Source organism: Rhodococcus triatomae, assembly GCF_014217785.1.
GTDB lineage: Bacteria > Actinomycetota > Actinomycetes > Mycobacteriales > Mycobacteriaceae > Rhodococcus_F > Rhodococcus_F triatomae.
This window is the reverse complement of the sequence record NZ_CP048814.1, coordinates 1,056,618-1,074,829: the sequence shown is the minus strand read 5'-3', so window position 1 is coordinate 1,074,829 and position 18,212 is coordinate 1,056,618. Positions and strand designations below refer to the sequence as shown.

The window sequence follows — 18,212 nt, the reverse complement described above, 5'->3', positions numbered from 1 at the left end:
TCGGGTATGACTGGTCGTCTGGTGCTCGCGGCAACTCCGATGGGAAACGTGGACGACGCGTCGCCGAGGCTGCGTGAGGCGCTCGGTGGCGCCGACGTGGTCGCGGCCGAGGACACCCGCCGGACCAGGTCGCTGGCTTCCGCACTGGATGTCAGCATCACCGGCAAGGTGGTCAGTTTCTACGATCAGGTGGAAACCGCGCGGCTCCCGGCTCTGGTCGCCGACGTCGCAGCCGGAAAGACGGTCCTGCTGGTCACCGACGCGGGCATGCCGTCGGTGAGCGATCCGGGGTACCGCCTCGTCGCCGCCTGCGTGGCGGAGGAGTTGGCCGTGACCTGTCTCCCCGGACCGTCCGCGGTGACCACGGCGCTGGCACTGTCGGGCCTGCCGGTCGAGCGTTTCTGTTTCGACGGCTTCCCGCCCCGCAAGTCCGGCCAGCGGAAGGCCTGGCTGCGCACGCTGCGCACCGAGCAGCGTGCGGTGGTGTTCTTCGAGGCCCCGCACCGACTCGCGGACTCGCTCGCCGACGCCGTCGAGGTCCTCGGCGGCGAGCGGCGGGCCGCCGTGTGCCGCGAACTGACGAAGACGTACGAACAGGTGCGTCGCGGGACGCTCGCCGAGCTCGCCGAGTGGGCCGCGGACGGCGTTCGGGGTGAGATCACCGTCGTCCTCGAGGGCGCGACGATGGTCGCCGCCGAACCGGAGGACCTCGTCGACGACGTCGAACGGCTCGTCGCCGACGGCACCCGGCTCAAGGATGCCTGCGCTCTCGTCGCCACCGAGGGTGTGTCCAAACGCGAGCTCTACGACGCCGTCCTCGCCGCCCGTCGGTAGCGGAACAGCAGGGGGTCGGAACAGCAGGGGGTCGGAAACACAGGGGCGTCACCGCGCCAGGACGACGTCCCGTCCGAGGCCGGTCAGTTTGTCCGGATTGCGGACCATGTAGAGGCCGGTGATCAAGCCCCCGGTCACCTCGAACATCATCGCCACGTCCAGCACCTCCGCGGAGTACACCAGCAGCGCGGGCATCGCGTTGAGACGGGTGGATTCGACCCGCATGTCGGGCAGGCCGATCCGGACGAGGCCGGCGACGAAACGTGCCACTCGCTCGGCGCCGACGACGGGAACTCGTGCTGCGGAGACCTTTCCGCCGCCGTCGGAGAGTTGCACCGCGTCCGGGGCGAGCAGATCCATGAGCCCCTGCACGTCTCCGGTCAGCCCCACCTCGAGGAACTTGCCGGTGATCTTCTCGGTCTCGGCGTCGGGCGGATCGAACCGCTTGCGTCGAGCCCGAACGTGTTCGCGTGCACGGTGACCGATCTGCCGTGCGGCGGCGGTGTTCTTCCCGATCGACTGCGCGATCTCGTCGTACCCGAATCCGAAGACCTCCCGAAGCACGAACACGGCGCGTTCGTCGGGTCCGAGCGTCTCGAGCACCAGAAGCATGGCCACCGAGACCGATTCGGCCAGCAGCACGTCGGCGGCCGCGTCGGGGCCGGTGCGCACCGGCTCGGGGAGCCAGTTGCCCACGTACTCCTCGCGGCGCCGCCGGGCGCTGCGCAGCAGGTTGAGCGACTGTCGGGTGACGACCTGGGCAAGGTAGGCGCGGACGTTGTCGACGGTGTCGGTATCCACCTCCGTGACCCGAAGGTAGCTCTCCTGGAGTACGTCCTCCGCATCGGTGGCGGAGCCGGTGATCTCGTACGCGACGGTGAACAGCAGCGGTCGGTACTCGGCGAACAGGTCCGCGGCGTTCACCGGACCGCGGTGCCCGTCGGTTCGCTCGCGTCCGGTCCACCGTGCGGCCAGCTGTAGGCGTCGCGGGCGCTGCGCTGCTTGCGAATCCACCGCAGCGTCATCCGCACCACCTGCTCCTTGCCCACGGCTCCGATCCTGCCACGGAGCGCTGTCGGGCGGAGGGTGTCGTCGCGATGCGTCGGCTGGACGACACCGTAGTGCCGTCCCAGCGAGACGCACTGCGCGACGAATCCGAGATCGAATCGGGTGGGTGCCGTGCCGTCGAGCAGGGCCAGGACCGTTTCGGCGCCGTGCGCGCCCATCGGTAGTGCTGCCTGGCAACTCGGGCGCGGTGCCTGCGGCGGCAGGGCTGCGTCGCCCACGCCGACGACGTCTGGGCGGTCGACGGACACGAGAGCGTCGTCGGTGACCATCCGACCGAAACGGTCGACCGTGAATCCGCTGACCCGGGCGAGGTCGGGTGCCTGGGCACCTGCCGCCCACAGCGTGCACGCGGAATCGAATCCCGCCCCGTCGGCAAGCTCCAGCCGAGCGTGCTGGGTTCGCGTGGCCTTGCCCGTGACCACCTCGACGTCCAGGCGGTCCAACCGTCGCAGCATCTTTCGCCGGGTTCGTGCCGGAATACCCGCGACCGGGGGTGTGTCGGCGACGAGGCGCACCCGAAGGCGAGGGTGCGTCTCGGCGATCTCGGTAACGGTTTCGAGGGCGGTCAGACCGCCGCCGATCACGCTCACCCACTCTCCCGCCGGGAGCCCGGCCAGGATCTCCCGAGCCCGGGAGGCCTCGCCGTGGTCGGAGACGTCGAGGGCTCCCTCGACGAGGGGCCTGCCCCGCGACCCGACGGCGAGGACGAGGATGTCGAACGGCAACCGTTCGCCGCCTTCGATCTCGATCACCCTGCCGACGATGCGCTGCGCTGTCGCGATCCGCACCCGGGCGGCGGGGTGGAGCAGATCGTCGAACTCCTGCTCGCCGCTCGCCGTTCCCGCGGCGACCTGGTGTAGGCGGATGCGCTCGACGAATCGTGGCCGGGCATTGACGACGGTGACGGTCACGTCGTCACGCCCTGTGGCGAGTATCCGGTTGGCTGCCATCGTGCCGGCGTATCCACCGCCCAGCACGATCACGTTCCTGGTCATTGCAGAGACCTCCCTCGTGTCGGTGACACCCCTGGGACACCGACCGGCCCCGAAATGTGACAGTGACTGACCCTGCACGTTCAGGAGTTCCTCGCCGACACCGCCGACGTCGTGGATCCGCGCAGCGCGTCGGGATCTGCGCACGAAATAGGGTGCTACTACGTGTGCGGATCCCGAATCGCTATGCGGGGAGCTCAAATGTGGGAGTGGATGAGGCGCCATCTTTGGCTGAGCCGCGTACCTGTCTCCGTGAGGAAGACATCGGTCAGCGGTGGCCAATTCATGAACGAGATACCGACGCACCCGACATACAGCGAGAAATGGTGTGCCCAGTCACCCATGGCCGCGTGGTATCCACAGCCGTTGCACTGCAATGAGGGCTCGATCCGAGTCGCCCACCAGCGCTCGATACCGCGGATGTGCTCGTCCGGTTCAACCGCGCGGTCGCAGGTCGGGCACGGTGGTGGCTCGTAGTTTCCGTTCGACGCGAACACCTGGTGACCGAGGTCTAGCCGGACAACGTTGTTCGGGCGGAATCCCTGAATGGCTGCCCACTCGGGATCCACCACGTCGGCAGCGCGAGGTCCAGGGACGAACTCCCAGTCGTTGGTGGTGTCGGGCGCTACGATTCCACGGGCACACAAGTCGTGTGCGAGTGTTCCGATCACGTCGATCGCTCGGTCTGCTCCCACGTCCAGCCCCACGATCATTTGCCAACTGTCTGACATGATCCCTTCCTTGACCGTTCGGGCGAACAGTACGTGCCCGCCTCATCCCGCGAGGAGTCCACATCTGCGGTGGCCCGGATCTGGAGGCTCCGGGCCACCGCACCCCGCGGGATCCCTCTTCGTTCAGCCGCCCGCGGCCAGCCGTGCCTCGTCCGCCGCGGCGCGCCCGGCATACCAGCCCTCGGCGTCCACCGACCGGCCGGTGCGCTTGGCGCGTGTCACCGGGAACAGGCGCTGGAACTCGGCGTCCACCGCCGCGGAGGTGTCGGCCAGGACCGGCAGCAGATCGTCCACGCTGATACGTGCCGCGTCCGCGGCCTCGAGGGTGGCGCGGGTGTCCGCGTCGCGCAGGCGCTGGCCGATCCGGGCTGCATATCCGGCCAGGAACGCCTTCCGGAACGACGTGGTGCGGCTGCCCTTGCGGGAGCCGGCGTCGGAGTGTTGCATCGCCCGGGTGGCCTGCAGCAGCAGCGACGTGAACAGCACGTCGACCTGCTCGAGATCCACCGGCGTGCCCACCACCGTCGCGGTGGCCAGAGTGTCCGCCCAGACCACGCGCACTCGGTTGGCGGCGGCGATCTCGCTGAGGAGATGCACCTTCTCCTTCACGTACGGGTTCTCCAGGTGGATGCGCCGCGCACGGACGGTGGGATTCTCGCCACGCTCGCCCGCGAGCATCGCGACACCGATCGAATAGCGGGACATCAGTTCCTGAGCCTTGGCGGTGAAGGTCTCCGCCTCCTCGGCGAAATCCGTGGCCTCGGCCTTGGCGAGCAGGCCGCGGATTCGGTTGAGCAGCTTCGGATCCGCGCTCCGGGCGCGGCCCGCGGCGCTGGTGTCGTCGACTCGGTGGTGCGGCCACCGGGAGGGGGGATCGTCCAGAAGCTGCCACGAACCGGCGCACCGCCAGGTGAGTGCCAGCAGCCTGATCTCGTCCACCGAGTGATACGGATCCTCGAACAACAGCCTCGCCGCGAGCGCCCGCGGGGACTGCTCGCCGGTGGCCACCTGCGCAGCGCGGGGATGCTGCTCCTCGGCGGATCGGAGCTGGCCGACCCACTCCCACGGCGCGCGCTCGTGCGCCCGGGCGCATCGGGCGTGGTGCAGCACCAGCCCCGCCGTCAGATCGGTGTGGTCGTAGTCGCCGGACCGGCGGGCCACATGGAGGAGATCGGCCGGCTGCCAACCACGTTCGTAGATATCGTCGAGGGCCGCGAGTGCCTCCTCCACGACCGCCACGGCCTGCGCGCCGACCTCGCCGTCGAACATGCCACCTCGCAATTGTCGAACACCTGTTCTATCTGACATGCCGGCAGTGTGCCCGACGGGTCCGACAGAGATGTTGCGGACGTCGCGGCCGGTCTCAGTCCTCGTCGACGTAACGCGGGAAGACCCCGGTCGGGGCCGGAAGCGCGGTCTGCGGCACCAGCCGCTTACCGAGGTCCGTGAACTGACGCGCGTTCTCGGGCTGGCCGACCAGGTCGAGGATCTTCGCGGCGGCGTCGGGCATCACCGGCTGCACCAGGATGCCCACGATCCGCACCACCTCGAGCGTCACGTACAGGACGGTCTCCATGCGCGCCGGGTCGGTCTTGCGCAGTACCCACGGCTCCTGTGCCGAGAAGTACCGGTTCGTCTCCCCGAGGACCGACCAGATCGCCTCCAGCGCCAAGTGCAGGGCCTGGACGTCGACATGTTCACGCACGGTGTCCACGAGGGCGTCGGCCTGCACCAGCAGCGCCTCGTCCGCGCCGGACATCGGCCCCGGCACCGGCACCTTGCCGTCGCAGTTCTTGGCCACCATCGACAGCGAACGCTGGGCGAGGTTGCCCAGTTCGTTCGCCAGATCGGTGTTCATCCGCGTGACGATCGCCTCGTGGCTGTAGCTGCCGTCCTGCCCGTAGGAGATCTCGCGCAGCAGGAAGAAGCGGACGGCGTCGAGCCCGTACTGTTCCACCATCGCGATCGGGTCGACGACGTTGCCGACCGACTTCGACATCTTCTCGCCCTTGTTGTAGAGGAATCCGTGGACGAACACCCGGTCCGGCAGTTCGATGCCCGCGGACATGAGGAACGCAGGCCAGTACACGGTGTGGAACCGGGTGATGTCCTTGCCGATGATGTGCAGGTTCGCCGGCCAGAACGTCGTGAACTTCGCCGAATCGGTGTCCGGGTAGCCGACCCCGGTGAGGTAGTTGGTGAGCGCGTCCACCCAGACGTACATCACGTGCTCGGGATCGCCGGGGACCGGGACGCCCCAGTCGAAGGTGGTCCGGGAGATCGAGAGGTCCTTCAGCCCGCCCTTGACGAAGCTGACGATCTCGTTGCGCCGGGTGGTGGGGGCGATGAACTCCGGCCGGCTCTCGTAGAGATCGAGCAGGCGATCCTGGTACCGGGAGAGGCGGAAGAAGTAGGTGGACTCCTCCGTCCACTCCACCGGGGTCCCCGACTCGGTCGCGATCCGGCTGCCGTCGTCCTGCAGCGTCGTCTCGCCCTCGGTGTAGAACGCCTCGTCCCGCACCGAGTACCACCCCGAGTAGGAGTCGAGGTAGATGTCTCCGGCGTCGACCATCTTCTGCCAGATCGCCTTGCTGGCCTCGTGGTGGTCCGCGTCCGTGGTCCGGATGAACCGGTCGTACGAGATGTTCAGTGCCTTGTCGAGCGCCTGGAAGTTGTCCGAGTTGCGCGCGGCGAGGTCGCGGACGTGGATGCCCTCGCGAGTGGCCGTCTGCTGCATCTTCAGCCCGTGCTCGTCCGTGCCGGTGAGGAAGAAGACCTCGTGACCGTCGAGGCGCTTGAACCGGGCGATGGCGTCCGAGGAGATGTACTCGTAGGCATGGCCGATGTGCGGTGCGCCGTTGGGGTACGCGATCGCCGTCGTGATGTAGAACGGGGGCCGGTGGGGGTGCGCTGCAGCAGTCATGGTGGCACTACTCTATCTGCCGTGATTCCGGGTCGGCGTGGCCTCCCGAGTCGACGACGCGCTGTTCGTAGCCACGGCGCGATGTGTCGCCGCGGACCGCTTCCACCTGGTTCGGAACGGCGCGGCGCAGGGCGAAGTCGCGCAGTGACTGGGGGAGCAGGCCGACGACGGCGACGAGTGGGCCGATGTAGCGCGGCACGGTCACCTGGAATCGGGGACGTTCGATCACCGAGACGACGGCGCGGGCGACGTCGGCGGGCTGGAGCATGTGCGCCGCCCCGGTGGCCGTTCCCGCGGCGAGTTCGGTGTCGACGACGGCGGGCATGATCGCGGAGATGTGGACCCCGCTGCCGCGTAGTTCCGCACGAACCCCCGTGAGGTACCCGAGAACGGCGTGCTTGGTGGCGGCGTAGGTGGACTCGCCGGGCGGCACCAGCTTGGCCGCGGCCGAGGCGACCGTGACGATGTGACCGGATCCGCGGGCCCGCATCGCGGGGGCGGCGAGCTTCACCGCGTTGATCACGCCGTGCACGTTGACGTCGAACTGGCGTCGCTGTGCCGCCTCGGGTTCCTCGTCGAACGGGCCGACCCACATGACTCCCGCGTTGGCCACCACGACGTCCGGTGCGCCCCACTGCGCCGTGACGGCCTCGAGGAAGCTGCGGAACGACGCCTGATCGGCGACGTCGACTCGGTGGCCGTGCAGCTCGCCGGACAACTCGTCCGCGGTGGCCGTCGCCGCGTCGCCGTCGAGGTCTCCGATCGCGACCCGAGCACCCCGTGCCGCGAGTTGTCGTGCGATGTCGCGGCCGATCCCTCGCGCACCGCCGGTCACGGCGATCACGGCGCCGTGGATGTGGTCTTTCTCACGGGTGTTCGTCACGACGTGATTGTGGCGCATGCACTCGTGCCGTGTGCCGCGGGTCGGTGCGGTCGCCGCGGTCGACGCCGCCGCTGTCCATCACAATGGCGGTATGAGCGCAGATCGTCCCGCCCCGGCCCTGCCCGCACCGCTGGCTCCACTCGTCGACGCGCACACGCACCTCGATGCGTGCGGTGCCACCGACGCGGCCGGGGTGAAGGAGATCGTCGACCGGGCCGCCGGCGTCGGAGTGGGCCGCGTGGTGACGGTGGCGGACGATCTCGATGCGGCGCGGTTCGCGGTGGACGCGGCGCACTGGGACGACCGGGTCTTCGCCGCGGTGGCCATCCACCCCACGCGGGCCGACGTGCTGGACGAGGCCACCCGCCGCGAGATCGAACACCTCGCCGGCGATCCGCGCGTGGTCGCGGTGGGGGAGACGGGGCTCGACTACTTCTGGCCGGGAAAACTCGACGGCTGCGCCGAGGTCGACGAGCAGATCGAGGGCTTCCGCTGGCACATCGACCTGGCCAAGCGGCTGGGCAAGACGCTGATGATCCACAACCGGGACGCGGACGCCGACGTCCTGCGCGTACTGCGGGAGGAGGGAGCGCCGGAGACGGTGGTCTTCCACTGTTTCTCCTCGGGGCCGGAGACCGCGCGTGAGTGCATCGACGCGGGCTACGTCCTCAGCTTCGCCGGCACGGTGAGCTTCAAGAACGCCAAGGCGCTGCGTGAGGCCGCACCGCTGGTGCCGCCGGGGCAATTGCTCCTGGAGACCGACGCGCCGTTCCTGACGCCGCACCCGTTCCGGGGTGCCCCGAACGAGCCCTACTGCCTGCCGTACACGGCCCGTGCGCTCGCCGAGTTGCGCGGAGAGGACGCGGAGGAACTCGCCCGCGCTGCTACATCGACCGCGGAGCGGGTATACGGATGGGGACAGCTCCGCGATTAAGTTGAACCTTCAACCTAAACTCTCGTAGGATTCGTTGCGGGTTCCCCACCAGAAGGCTGGTTTCCGACCGGCTGCCCCCGACGAAAGGCCAGCACCCCATGAAGACTCCCGTCGTCCCCAGCATCGGCATCCTCATCGCCCGCATCGGCATCGGCGTCATCTTCCTCGCGCACGGACTGCAGAAGTTCCGGGTGTGGGGGCTGGACGGCACGGCCGCGTCCTTCGAACAGATGGAGGTTCCGGCCCCCACGGCGAGTGCGTACGCCGCCGCGTTCATCGAGACCATCGGTGGTATCGCCCTGATCGCCGGCTTGCTCGTCCCCCTCGCCGGAATCCTGCTGTTCCTGGTGATGGCGGGCGCGTTCTTCATTGTGCACATCGACAACGGCATCTGGGTCGCCGACGGCGGATACGAACTGGTCCTGGCCCTCGGTATGGGCGCGTTGCTGCTCGCCGCGGTCGGCGCCGGCAAGTTCAGCCTCGACGCGATCCTGTTCCGCGGTCGCTCCCGCGTCTCCGCCTGACCCCTCACGCTCTCCCTCTCGCCTGGTCCCGCCCCCTGATCCCCGCCCCCCTGATCTCCTGGGTGAGTGGACCATTCGCCCGGTCTGACGAGGCGAATGGTCCATTCACCCACGAGGGGGTGGGGAGCGGGAGTGGAGGGAAGGGGCTCGAGAGGATCTCGCGAGGCCCCGGTCAGAGCACCTTCGCGAGGAAGTCCCGCGTGCGTGGTTGCTGGGGGTCGCCGAAGAGGGCGGCCGGCGGCGCCTCCTCCACGATGTTCCCGTCGGCCATGAAGATCACCCGGTCCGAGACCTCACGCGCGAACCCCATCTCGTGGGTGACGACGACCATCGTCATGCCGCCCTGTGCGAGGTCGCGGAGGACCTGGAGTACCTCGCCGACCATCTCCGGGTCCAGAGCACTGGTGGCCTCGTCGAAGAGCATGACCTCGGGCTGCATCGCGAGCGCGCGGGCGATGGCCACCCGCTGCTTCTGTCCGCCCGACAGCTGGGCCGGTCTCGCGTCGACCTTCTCCGCGAGACCGACCTGACCGAGCAGGCGTACGGCGCGCTCGCGGGCCTCGTCCTTGGTCGCTGTCTTGGTCTGCACCGGGCCCAGCATCACGTTCTCGACGGCTGTCATGTGCGGAAACAGATTGAAGTGCTGGAACACCATGCCGATGTGCTGGCGTACCCGGTCGATGTCCACCTTGGGATCGCTCACATCGGTGCCGTCGACGATCACCGAGCCGCCGGTGATGTCCTCGAGGCGGTTGAGGCAGCGGAGGAAGGTGCTCTTCCCGGAGCCGGACGGGCCGATGACGCACACGACCTCGCCGGAGGCGATGTCGATGTCGATTCCGTCCAGGACCAAGTTGTCGCCGAAGGCCTTCTTCAGGCCGCGGACGCGGATCTTGGGTTCGGCCGTCACCGGTGACGACTCGTTCGGCGCGGTCATGTGTTGATCCTCTTCTCGAGGCGGTTCGACAGCTTCGTCAGGGCCATGATGATGATGAAGTACATCACAGCGATGATGAGCCACATGTTGAAGGACTGGAAGTTGCGGGCGATGATGATGCGCCCGGTCTGGGTGAGTTCGGCCAGTCCGATCACGGACAGGATCGACGTGTCCTTGAGCGTGATGACGAACTGATTGATGTACGACGGGATCATCGTGCGGATCGCCTGCGGCATCACGACCTTGCGCATGGACTTGAGGTAGCTGATCCCCAGGCTGCGGGACGCCTCCATCTGGCCCTTGTCGACCGACAGGATGCCGCCGCGCACGATCTCGGCCATGTAGGCGCCGGCGTTGAGCGAGAGGGTGATGATTCCCGCGGTGAACGCCGACATCTGGAATCCCATGGCCGCGGGTATGCCGAAGTAGATGAAGAACGCCTGGACCAGCAGTGGAGTGCCTCGGAAGATGTCCACGTAGGTGGTGCCGATGCCGCGGAGCACGATGTGGCGTGACACGCGCATCAGCCCGAAGATCCCGCCCAGCACCAGTGCGATGGCGATCGAGACCACCGACAGCACGATCGTCAGCCACAGGCCCTTCAGCAACTGCGGATACGTGCTCTTCAGCAGCCCGAGAATCGAGTTGTCGGCCGAGCTCGCACCGGCTCCGAGGTAGCGGTCGACGATCTCGTCGTACTCACCGGAATCCCGCAGGTTCTGCAGCCCCGCATCGAACATCTCCAGGAGCTCGGCGTTCTGGCCCCGGTTGACGGCGAAGCCGTACTCGCTGCCGGCCTCCTTCTCGGTGACGGTCTTGAAGCCGTTGCCCTGGGTGATGCCGTACGCGAGAACGGGGTAGTCGTCGAAGATCGCCACCGAGTTTCCCGTACGCACCTCGTCGTACATGCTCGCCGAGTCGGCGAAGTAGATGGTGGAGAAGCCGAACTCGTCCTTGATGGACTCGGCGAACGCGGCCCCCTCGGTGCCGTTCTTCACCGCGACGCGCTGTCCGCGCAGGTCCGCGTACGAGGTCACGGCGTCGTTCGACTCGAGCACTGCCATCTGGGTGCCGGACTCGAAGTACGGATCCGAGAAATCGAAGACGCTCCGTCGCTCGTCGGTGATCGACATGCCGGCGATCACCCCGTCCGCCTGCCCGGACTGCACCGCCTGGAGGGCTGCGTCGAACCCGAGCGGTCGGATGTCGACCTGGAAACCCTGGTCGTCCGCGATCGCTTCGAGCAGATCGATGTCGATGCCGACGAAGTTGCCGCTCTCGTCCTGGAACTCGAACGGCGCGAAGGTGATGTCGGTCGCGATCGTGTAGGTGCGTCCCGGCTGGGCCGCGGCGAGGTGCGGGGCGAAGAACCCGGTGAGCAGAGCCAGGACGAGCAGGGGCAGAAGCCACGTCGGGCGCCTGCGGGGGCGGGACGGGGGAGTGGGAGGAGCGCTTCCTGTGCTCACGGGTGACACCAGCTTTCGTCGGACACGTACTCGAGTGGAACCTCCGAGAACCTACTGCCGACTCGCCCAGCTGCAGGCGAACGCGCCGATCTCGGACGGTGACGTTTCATCGGCCCGTGATGTCCGTTTCGTTATCGAACAGCCTGGTAGAACGCACCCAGTTGCCAGATAATCGCCGATTCGTTACCGTACCGTGATCAAGTTTTCCCCAGCATTGGATCCCGTCGTGTCACCTCTCGCCAAAATCAACTCCACGAAATCGCCCCTGCTGATCGTGGTGGTCGCCGCACTGCTCGCCACCCTGATCGTCGGCGGCCTGTTCGCCGTCGTGCGTCACAAGACCGTCACCGTCGACGTCGACGGGCAGGCCGTCTCTCTCGGCACGATGGCCACCGACGTGCGTGGGGTCCTGGATTCGGCCGGCTACGAGATCGGTGAGCGCGACGTGGTGGCACCGGAGGCGGAGGCGTCCGTGTCGGACGGCGACACCGTGGTGCTCCGCCGGGCCCGTGAGGTGGAGCTGACGATCGACGGCCGCCCGCAGAAGGTGTGGACCACCGCGCTGACCGTCGACGAGGCGATGAAGCAGTTCGAGATCGCGGACGACGTGTACGTGTCGGCCTCCCGCTCGCACCGGCTCCCGCTCGAGGGCACCTCGCTGGACGTGCACAGCCCCAAGTCGATCCGCATCGCCGACGGCGGCGCGCCCCCGGCCGAGGTTCGTGTCGCGGCACCCACGGTCGGCGAGTTCCTCGCCGCGCACGGCGCCCCGCTCGAGCAGGCCGACAGTGTCGTCCCGCCCGCGCACACCCCGCTCGCCGAAGGGCTCGAGGTGCACGTGACGCGCGATCGCACCGAGAACCGGACCGAGAACCAGCCGATCGCCCCGCCGGAGCACCGGGTGGAGGATCCGAACCTCGACCAGGGCACGACCGTGGTGGAGAACCCGGGTGCGCCCGGCGAGCGCACGGTGGAACTCGCCGTCAAGTCCGTCAACGGCGTCGAGGCCGAGCGACAGGAACTGAACGCGACCGTGCTGCGCGAGCCCGCTCCGGCGGTCCTGCGGGTCGGCACCAAGGAGAAGCCGGCCGCCCCCGCGTCCTCGCGCGGGTCCACCTGGGACGCACTCGCCCAGTGCGAGGCGACGGGCAACTGGTCGATCAACACCGGCAACGGGTTCTACGGCGGTCTCCAGTTCACCCAGCAGACCTGGGCCGGGTTCGGCGGCACCCAGTACGCGCCGCGGGCCGATCTGGCCACCCGCGAGCAGCAGATCGCGGTCGCCGAGAAGGTTCAGGCCACCCAGGGCTGGGGTGCGTGGCCGTCCTGCACCAGCAAGCTCGGACTCCGCTGAGAAAGGTCACCATCGATGTCGCCGTTCGCGAAGATCAACTCCGCGCGCTCGCCGTTGCTGTACGGGATCGTGGCGGCGCTGCTCGCCACCCTCATCGTGGGTGCGGCGACGGCGGTGGCTCGGCACAAGACCGTCACCCTCGACGTGGACGGTGAGCTGATCTCGTTGAGCACGATGACGTCGACGGTGGGTTCGGCGTTCGCCGACGCCGGGTACCCGATCGGCGAGCGGGACGCGGTGGCACCGGCGGAGAATGCGTCGCTGTCCGACGGGGACACCATCGTGCTGCGCCGCGCCAAGGAGGTCGTGCTCACCGTCGACGGTCGCCCGCAGACCGTGTGGACCACCGCGACGACCGTGGACGAGGCGCTCGAACAACTGGAGCTGGCCGGCGACGTCCATGTCTCCGCCTCTCGTGGGCAGCGCCTCCCGCTCGAGGGCGCGAGCCTCGACGTCCTGAGCCCGATCACCGTCAGCCTGGCGGACGGCGAGGCGCCGGCGACGGATGTTCGTCGTGCCGCGCCGACGGTGGGCGAGTTCCTGGCCGCGATCGGTGCCCCCCTCGAGCAGGCCGACAGCGTCGTCCCGTCCGCGGACACCCCGCTCACCGAGGGCCTCGAGGTGTCGGTGACCCGAGACCGGGTGGAGACCGTCGTCGAGACGCTTCCACTGGATCCGCCGGAGGAGCGGATCGAGGATCCGACGCTCAACATCAGCCGCACCGTGGTCGAGGACCCGGGCGCTCCCGGTCTGCAGGACGTCACGTTCGAGGTGCAGAAGATCAACGGTCGGGAGGTGGCCCGCACCCCGACCGACGCGACGGTGCTGAATCCGGCCACTCCGAAGACCGTGCGTGTCGGCGCCAAGCCGGGGACCGAGGTGCCGCCCGTGCAGAACGGTGCCGTCTGGGATGCGCTCGCCCAGTGCGAGGCGGGCGGCAACTGGGCGATCAATACCGGCAACGGGTACTACGGCGGCGTCCAGTTCGATCAGAACACCTGGGAACGTCAGGGCGGCCTCAAGTACGCACCGCGAGCAGACCTCGCGACGCGCGAGGAGCAGATCGCGGTCGCGACCCGCACCCAACAGACGCAGGGATGGGGCGCGTGGCCGTCGTGCTCGAGCCGCCTCGGAGTGCGGTGACCGGCGCGTGGGTTAAGTTCTCCGGGTGACCGACGCCGAATCCACCGCCGGCAGCACACCCGCCGCCGATCCGACCGCCCCGCGTGGGCGGGCAGCACTGCTGGGCCCCGCCGAGGTCCGCACGCTCGCCGAGGAGTTCGGTGTCCGTCCGACCAAGACCCTCGGCCAGAACTTCGTCCACGACGCGAACACCGTCCGGCGTATCGTCGCGGCGGCCGGCGTGGGGCGGGACGACGTCGTCCTCGAGGTGGGTCCCGGTCTGGGTTCACTCACGCTGGCGTTGCTCGACGTCGTCGACCGGGTCGTCGCGGTGGAGATCGACCCGAATCTTGCTGCGCGCCTGCCGAACACCGTCGCGGACCGTGCGCCGGAACTGGCGGACCGCCTGTCGGTCGTCGGCGAGGACGCAATGCGGGTGAGTGCGGAGCGGATTCCCGGAGCGCCGACGGCACTGGTCGCGAATCTGCCCTACAACGTCGCCGTCCCCGTCCTGCTGCACCTGCTCGCGGAGGTGCCTTCGCTGCGCACCGCACTGGTGATGGTGCAGTCCGAGGTGGCGGATCGGCTCGCCGCCACCCCTGGCGGCAAGATCTACGGGATTCCGAGCGTGAAGGCGAACTTCTTCGGACGCGTGAAGCGTGCCGGCGCGGTGGGGCGAGCCGTGTTCTGGCCGGTGCCGCAGGTGGAATCCGGGCTGGTACGTATCGATCGCTATCCCGAGGCGCCGTGGCCGCAGGATGCGGCGCACCGGCGCTCGGTGTTCACCGTGGTCGATGCGGCCTTCGCTCAGCGGCGCAAGACGCTGCGGGCCGCCCTCTCCGGTTGGGCCGGGTCGCCCGCCGAGGCCGAGCGCAGGCTGCGCGCAGCCGGGATCGATCCCACCGAGCGGGGAGAGAAACTCGACGTCGAGGCCTTCGTGCGCCTCGCCGGAACCGAGTGAACGGAATTCGTCCCGGACGTCCCCTGCGCTGACTGCGCTGCTCTTCACCGGGTGGCCTCTGTCGTCGACGTGCACGGCGATCTCGCGGTCCAGTGGTACAACGTGTCCACGGGTGCGTCCGGTGGGTACCGAGTGCCGGAGGACTTCGGCTCCGCGATCGGGAACCGGGACGAGCGGGTCGTCGACACCGGGGCCGGAAACGTGGTGGTCACCGTCGCACGAGTGCTCACGGCGCTCCCGGGTCAGCCGTCGATCGTTCCGGGACTGTCGATCGCTGCTCCCGTCGCGCTGAGCATCTACGTCAACGAGATTCCTTGACTACGTCAACGAGGTTCCTTGACGGGATTTCCGGGTGTGGAGGGGCCCAGGGGGCCTGGTCCCGGCGTTTTTCCGGGTTGGGCTCGCCAAGGCGCCGCAGATGTGGTTGACTATGCGTGGTCGTAAGTTTTGTGTTGTGTTTCCCACGCTCGCAAATCGATAGTGCGAGCGTTTGGACATCCTCCCCTGGAAGTTCCGCAAACGTCTCGTATGAGACGACTCGGGTGGCCGACCGGCCGCCCGCCGTGACATGCCAGAGAGGTTACAAAAATGGCTGAGGGCACCGTGAAGTGGTTCAACTCCGAGAAGGGGTTCGGCTTCATTGCTCCCGACGACGGCAGCGCCGACGTCTTCGTTCACTACTCGGAGATCCAGAGCGGCGGCTTCCGCTCGCTCGACGAGAACCAGCGCGTCTCGTTCGAGATCGGCCAGGGCCAGAAGGGCCCGCAGGCCACCGGCGTGACCGCGATCTGATTCGCTGATCCACACTCAGGCCCCGCTCGAATCGAGCGGGGCCTGAGTTGTCTTCGGAGAACGTGAGTCGGTCACGTTCGGGCGGTCACGACCGTGGCGGCAACGAACGTAGATGCGCGCCTTGGTATCCCAGGTTCATCGCGCAGACGAGCCACAGTTGCATCCCGGCCGGCGCCGTCGGAACCGCGAGGGCGTAGACCCCGCAGGCGCCGAGTGTCGCGGCCGCTGCCAGGGTGAGAGCGGCGGCGGTGGGACGCGGGCTCGCGTCGCGGCCGAGCAACAGGCGGGTGACGAGTACTGCCCATCCCGCGACGGCCACCGCGGCGGCCGCGGCGAACCAGGACGGCGAATACGGTTGCGGCCACACCCATTCGGTTGCTCCCGCGTCATCTTCGATCGTGCAGAGGAAGGCGAGCGAGCATGCTGCGATCACCACGGTGGTCGCGCCGAGTGCGGCATGGCCCCACCGCAACGCCCTGTCCCGGTGGGCCGGCGGCCCCGGCGCCCCCGGCGCCCGCGGCGCCGCGACTCCTTCGGCAGTGACGTTCCCGACAACGTTTCGGGTACCCGACATCCCCGACATCCCCGATGTACCGACCTTTCCGTGAACCGTGCGTGGCTGCGATCACGCGCCACCGTAACGGTCCGCCAGCCGGCGGTGTTCCTCGGCCACCGCTCGGGCCTCGACACGCAGCTCCTCCGGGCTCTCGATGGTGAAATCGACCTCGAATGCGCTGAGCCAGTTGGCAATCGAGCGCAGAGACTCGCCGCGGAGGTGGACGGCACAGCGGTCGTCGGGACGTTCCTCCAGGGTTGCCCAGTCCTCGTGGATCATCGGCGCGATGCGCTCGAACGGGGCATGGAGCAGGATCTGCGCCTGAGCGTGGGTGGTTGCCCGCTCGATGCCGCGGGCGACGAAAGCGGCAGCGCCGCCGTCCGGAAGCTCGCGCGGGACGTACCGGGGGCCGGTCGGGATCTTCGGAGTCAGCCGATCGATGCGGAACGAGCGCCAGTCCTCCCGGTCGAGGTCCCACGCCACGAGATACCAGCGCATACCCGAGCGCACCAGCCGGTAGGGCTCCACCTCACGGCGGCTCTCCTGCCCGTCGTACGTGCGGTAGTCGAAACGGAGCCGTTCGCGGTTGTGGCACACCGAGGCGACCGCGGCGAGCGTCGACGCGTCCACGGCGCTCGCGGCGGGCCCGCGCGCGACGACGTCCACCTCGAGGGCGGCCAGGCGATGCCGAAGCCGGGACGGCATCACCTGCCGGAGCTTCGCCAGGGCACGCATCGACGCGTCGCCGATACCGACCACGGAGCCGGAGGCGCCGGACTGCAGGCCGAAGGCGACAGCGACCACCTCGTCGTCGTCGAGGAGGAGCGGCGGCATCTCGGCGCCCGCACCCAGGCGGTAGCCCCCACCGACTCCGACGGCCGAGTCCACCGGATAGCCGAGGTCACGCAGCTTCTCGATGTCCCGTCGCACCGTGCGGGGAGTGATGGCCAGCCGCTCCGCGAGTTCGGAGCCGGACCATTCCTTCCGCATCTGCAACAGGGACAACATCCTGAGCAATCTCGCCGACGTCTCGCGCATGAGGGTCACCCTGCCAGAGAATGCGGACGATTCCCGTCCTCGTTGACCGGTTCGTCGGTGTCTTCCCGCGTTCGTCGGTTCGGCGAGGCTCACCTGGGGGAACTAAGGTGGATCATTGTGCTTTCCGTCGTTCATCGCCCCGTGGTCGTCCGGGCTCCGTCCAAGGTCAATCTCCACCTGTCCGTGGGTGACCTGCGCGACGACGGCTACCACGAGCTGACGACGGTGTTCCAGGCGCTCTCGCTCGCGGACACGGTCGCGGTCGTCCCTGCGGCGGAGCTGCGGGTCGAGGTGCGGGGTGAGGACGCGGCGCAGGTGCCGTCCGATCACACGAACCTGGTCTGGCAGGCGGCGGAGATGCTCGCCGAGGCGTCCGGGCGGCCCCCGCACGTGGCGATCACGATCGACAAGGGCATCCCGGTCGCGGGCGGCATGGCGGGGGGCAGCGCCGACGCCGCGGCCACCCTCGTCGCACTCGACGAACTGTGGAGCCTGGGCCTCACACGGCTCGAACTCGACCGCTATGCGGCACGCCTCGGCAGCGATGTCCCCTTCTGCCTGCACGGCGGTACGGCCCTGGGAACCGGCAGGGGCGAGAAGCTGCTGCCGGTGCTCGCCCGTAACACCTTCCACTGGGTGCTGGCTCTGGCGAAGGACGGCCTGAGCACTCCCGCGGTGTTCCGCGAGCTGGACCGGCTCCGTGCCGCGGGTGACCCGCCCCGAGTCGACGATCCCCAGGCGTTGATGCAGGCGCTGGCGGTGGGCGACGCGGCGGCGCTCGCCCCCCTGCTCGGCAACGACCTGCAGGCGGCGGCACTGTCCCTGCAGCCGGGTCTGCGGCGCACCCTGCGCGCCGGTGTGGCCGCGGGTGCCCTCGCGGGCATCGTCTCCGGCTCCGGTCCCACGTGCGCGTTCCTGTGTGCCGATCGCGACACCGCGGTGGAGGTGAGTGCCGAACTGGCCGGGGCCGGGGTGGCCCGCACGGTGCGGGTCGCGGACGGCCCGGTGCACGGCGCGCGGCTCGACGACGACGAATCGCAGCACTGACGGCGTGAACCCGCATTCCGGTCTGCAACTCCAGAGAAAGAAGATGTGAC

At 68.7% G+C, this 18,212-nt stretch carries 19 protein-coding genes; 9 read left to right on the top strand and 10 right to left on the bottom strand.

Features of this window, described 5'->3' with window-relative positions; genetic code table 11:
• The first annotated feature begins 6 nt into the window (after window positions 1-6).
• A complete protein-coding gene (rsmI, locus tag G4H71_RS04965) occupies window positions 7-834 on the top strand; it encodes a 16S rRNA (cytidine(1402)-2'-O)-methyltransferase (RefSeq protein WP_072738007.1) in 828 nt (275 codons plus the stop codon).
• Between the two features lie 48 nt (window positions 835-882).
• On the opposite strand, the gene G4H71_RS04960 is transcribed toward rsmI, so the two are convergent.
• From G4H71_RS04960 to G4H71_RS04935, 6 genes are all read right to left on the bottom strand, one after another.
• The gene (locus G4H71_RS04960) at window positions 883-1,758 is read right to left on the bottom strand and encodes an RNA polymerase sigma-70 factor (protein ID WP_072738006.1); all 876 of its coding nucleotides are present in this window, start codon (window positions 1,756-1,758) and stop codon (window positions 883-885) included.
• Complete coding sequence (locus G4H71_RS04955) at window positions 1,755-2,897, bottom strand: NAD(P)/FAD-dependent oxidoreductase (protein WP_169847151.1); 1,143 nt, start codon at window positions 2,895-2,897, stop codon at window positions 1,755-1,757. Before G4H71_RS04955 ends, G4H71_RS04960 begins: the two co-directional genes overlap by 4 nt.
• Before the next feature lie 194 nt (window positions 2,898-3,091).
• The gene (locus G4H71_RS04950) at window positions 3,092-3,607 is read right to left on the bottom strand and encodes a hypothetical protein (protein ID WP_072738005.1); all 516 of its coding nucleotides are present in this window, start codon (window positions 3,605-3,607) and stop codon (window positions 3,092-3,094) included.
• Window positions 3,608-3,748: 141 nt separating this feature from the next.
• The gene (locus G4H71_RS04945; protein ID WP_072738004.1) at window positions 3,749-4,894 is read right to left on the bottom strand and encodes a DUF2786 domain-containing protein; all 1,146 of its coding nucleotides are present in this window, start codon (window positions 4,892-4,894) and stop codon (window positions 3,749-3,751) included.
• A 94-nt stretch (window positions 4,895-4,988) separates the two neighbouring features.
• Window positions 4,989-6,548 (bottom strand): methionine--tRNA ligase, encoded by a 1,560-nt coding sequence (metG, locus tag G4H71_RS04940; protein ID WP_072738003.1) that lies wholly within the window; start codon window positions 6,546-6,548, stop codon window positions 4,989-4,991.
• A 7-nt stretch (window positions 6,549-6,555) separates the two neighbouring features.
• Window positions 6,556-7,431, bottom strand: coding sequence for an SDR family oxidoreductase (locus G4H71_RS04935; protein WP_246442562.1), 876 nt, complete (start codon window positions 7,429-7,431; stop codon window positions 6,556-6,558).
• A 91-nt stretch (window positions 7,432-7,522) separates the two neighbouring features.
• Between G4H71_RS04935 and G4H71_RS04930 the strand changes: the two genes are divergently transcribed.
• Both G4H71_RS04930 and G4H71_RS04925 read left to right on the top strand, forming a co-directional pair.
• Window positions 7,523-8,365, top strand: a complete 843-nt coding sequence (locus tag G4H71_RS04930; protein ID WP_072738088.1) for a TatD family hydrolase — start codon at window positions 7,523-7,525, stop codon at window positions 8,363-8,365.
• Between the two features lie 98 nt (window positions 8,366-8,463).
• Complete coding sequence (locus G4H71_RS04925; protein ID WP_072738001.1) at window positions 8,464-8,889, top strand: DoxX family protein; 426 nt, start codon at window positions 8,464-8,466, stop codon at window positions 8,887-8,889.
• A 172-nt stretch (window positions 8,890-9,061) separates the two neighbouring features.
• Here G4H71_RS04925 and G4H71_RS04920 read toward each other — a convergent pair whose 3' ends face one another.
• Window positions 9,062-9,826 carry an amino acid ABC transporter ATP-binding protein gene (locus G4H71_RS04920; protein WP_072738000.1) on the bottom strand — a complete coding sequence of 255 codons (765 nt, stop codon included), beginning with the start codon at window positions 9,824-9,826 and terminating at the stop codon, window positions 9,062-9,064.
• Entirely contained in the window at window positions 9,823-11,223 is a 1,401-nt protein-coding gene (locus G4H71_RS04915; protein ID WP_246442795.1) for an amino acid ABC transporter substrate-binding protein/permease, read from the bottom strand. The genes G4H71_RS04920 and G4H71_RS04915 overlap by 4 nt, the downstream gene beginning before the upstream one ends.
• Before the next feature lie 295 nt (window positions 11,224-11,518).
• On the opposite strand from G4H71_RS04915, the gene G4H71_RS04910 reads away from it, so the two are divergent.
• From G4H71_RS04910 to G4H71_RS04890, 5 genes are all read left to right on the top strand, one after another.
• Window positions 11,519-12,646: a resuscitation-promoting factor gene (locus G4H71_RS04910; RefSeq protein ID WP_072738086.1), complete on the top strand. Its 1,128-nt coding sequence runs from the start codon at window positions 11,519-11,521 to the stop codon at window positions 12,644-12,646.
• 15 nt (window positions 12,647-12,661) lie between these two features.
• Complete coding sequence (locus tag G4H71_RS04905) at window positions 12,662-13,789, top strand: resuscitation-promoting factor (RefSeq protein ID WP_072737999.1); 1,128 nt, start codon at window positions 12,662-12,664, stop codon at window positions 13,787-13,789.
• Window positions 13,790-13,814: 25 nt separating this feature from the next.
• Complete coding sequence (rsmA, locus tag G4H71_RS04900) at window positions 13,815-14,729, top strand: 16S rRNA (adenine(1518)-N(6)/adenine(1519)-N(6))-dimethyltransferase RsmA (RefSeq protein ID WP_072737998.1); 915 nt, start codon at window positions 13,815-13,817, stop codon at window positions 14,727-14,729.
• A gap of 51 nt (window positions 14,730-14,780) precedes the next feature.
• The gene (locus G4H71_RS04895) at window positions 14,781-15,047 is read left to right on the top strand and encodes a hypothetical protein (RefSeq protein WP_072737997.1); all 267 of its coding nucleotides are present in this window, start codon (window positions 14,781-14,783) and stop codon (window positions 15,045-15,047) included.
• Window positions 15,048-15,317: 270 nt separating this feature from the next.
• Window positions 15,318-15,521: a cold-shock protein gene (locus G4H71_RS04890; RefSeq protein WP_072737996.1), complete on the top strand. Its 204-nt coding sequence runs from the start codon at window positions 15,318-15,320 to the stop codon at window positions 15,519-15,521.
• A gap of 85 nt (window positions 15,522-15,606) precedes the next feature.
• Here the strand turns inward: G4H71_RS04890 and G4H71_RS04885 are convergent, their stop codons facing one another.
• Both G4H71_RS04885 and G4H71_RS04880 read right to left on the bottom strand, forming a co-directional pair.
• Complete coding sequence (locus G4H71_RS04885) at window positions 15,607-16,095, bottom strand: hypothetical protein (protein WP_139183110.1); 489 nt, start codon at window positions 16,093-16,095, stop codon at window positions 15,607-15,609.
• Window positions 16,096-16,146: 51 nt separating this feature from the next.
• Window positions 16,147-17,115 carry a helix-turn-helix transcriptional regulator gene (locus tag G4H71_RS04880; RefSeq protein WP_072738084.1) on the bottom strand — a complete coding sequence of 323 codons (969 nt, stop codon included), beginning with the start codon at window positions 17,113-17,115 and terminating at the stop codon, window positions 16,147-16,149.
• Window positions 17,116-17,232: 117 nt separating this feature from the next.
• Here G4H71_RS04880 and G4H71_RS04875 point away from each other — a divergent pair, with 117 nt between their 5' ends.
• Window positions 17,233-18,162: a 4-(cytidine 5'-diphospho)-2-C-methyl-D-erythritol kinase gene (locus tag G4H71_RS04875; RefSeq protein WP_072737995.1), complete on the top strand. Its 930-nt coding sequence runs from the start codon at window positions 17,233-17,235 to the stop codon at window positions 18,160-18,162.
• The last annotated feature ends 50 nt before the right edge of the window (window positions 18,163-18,212 follow it).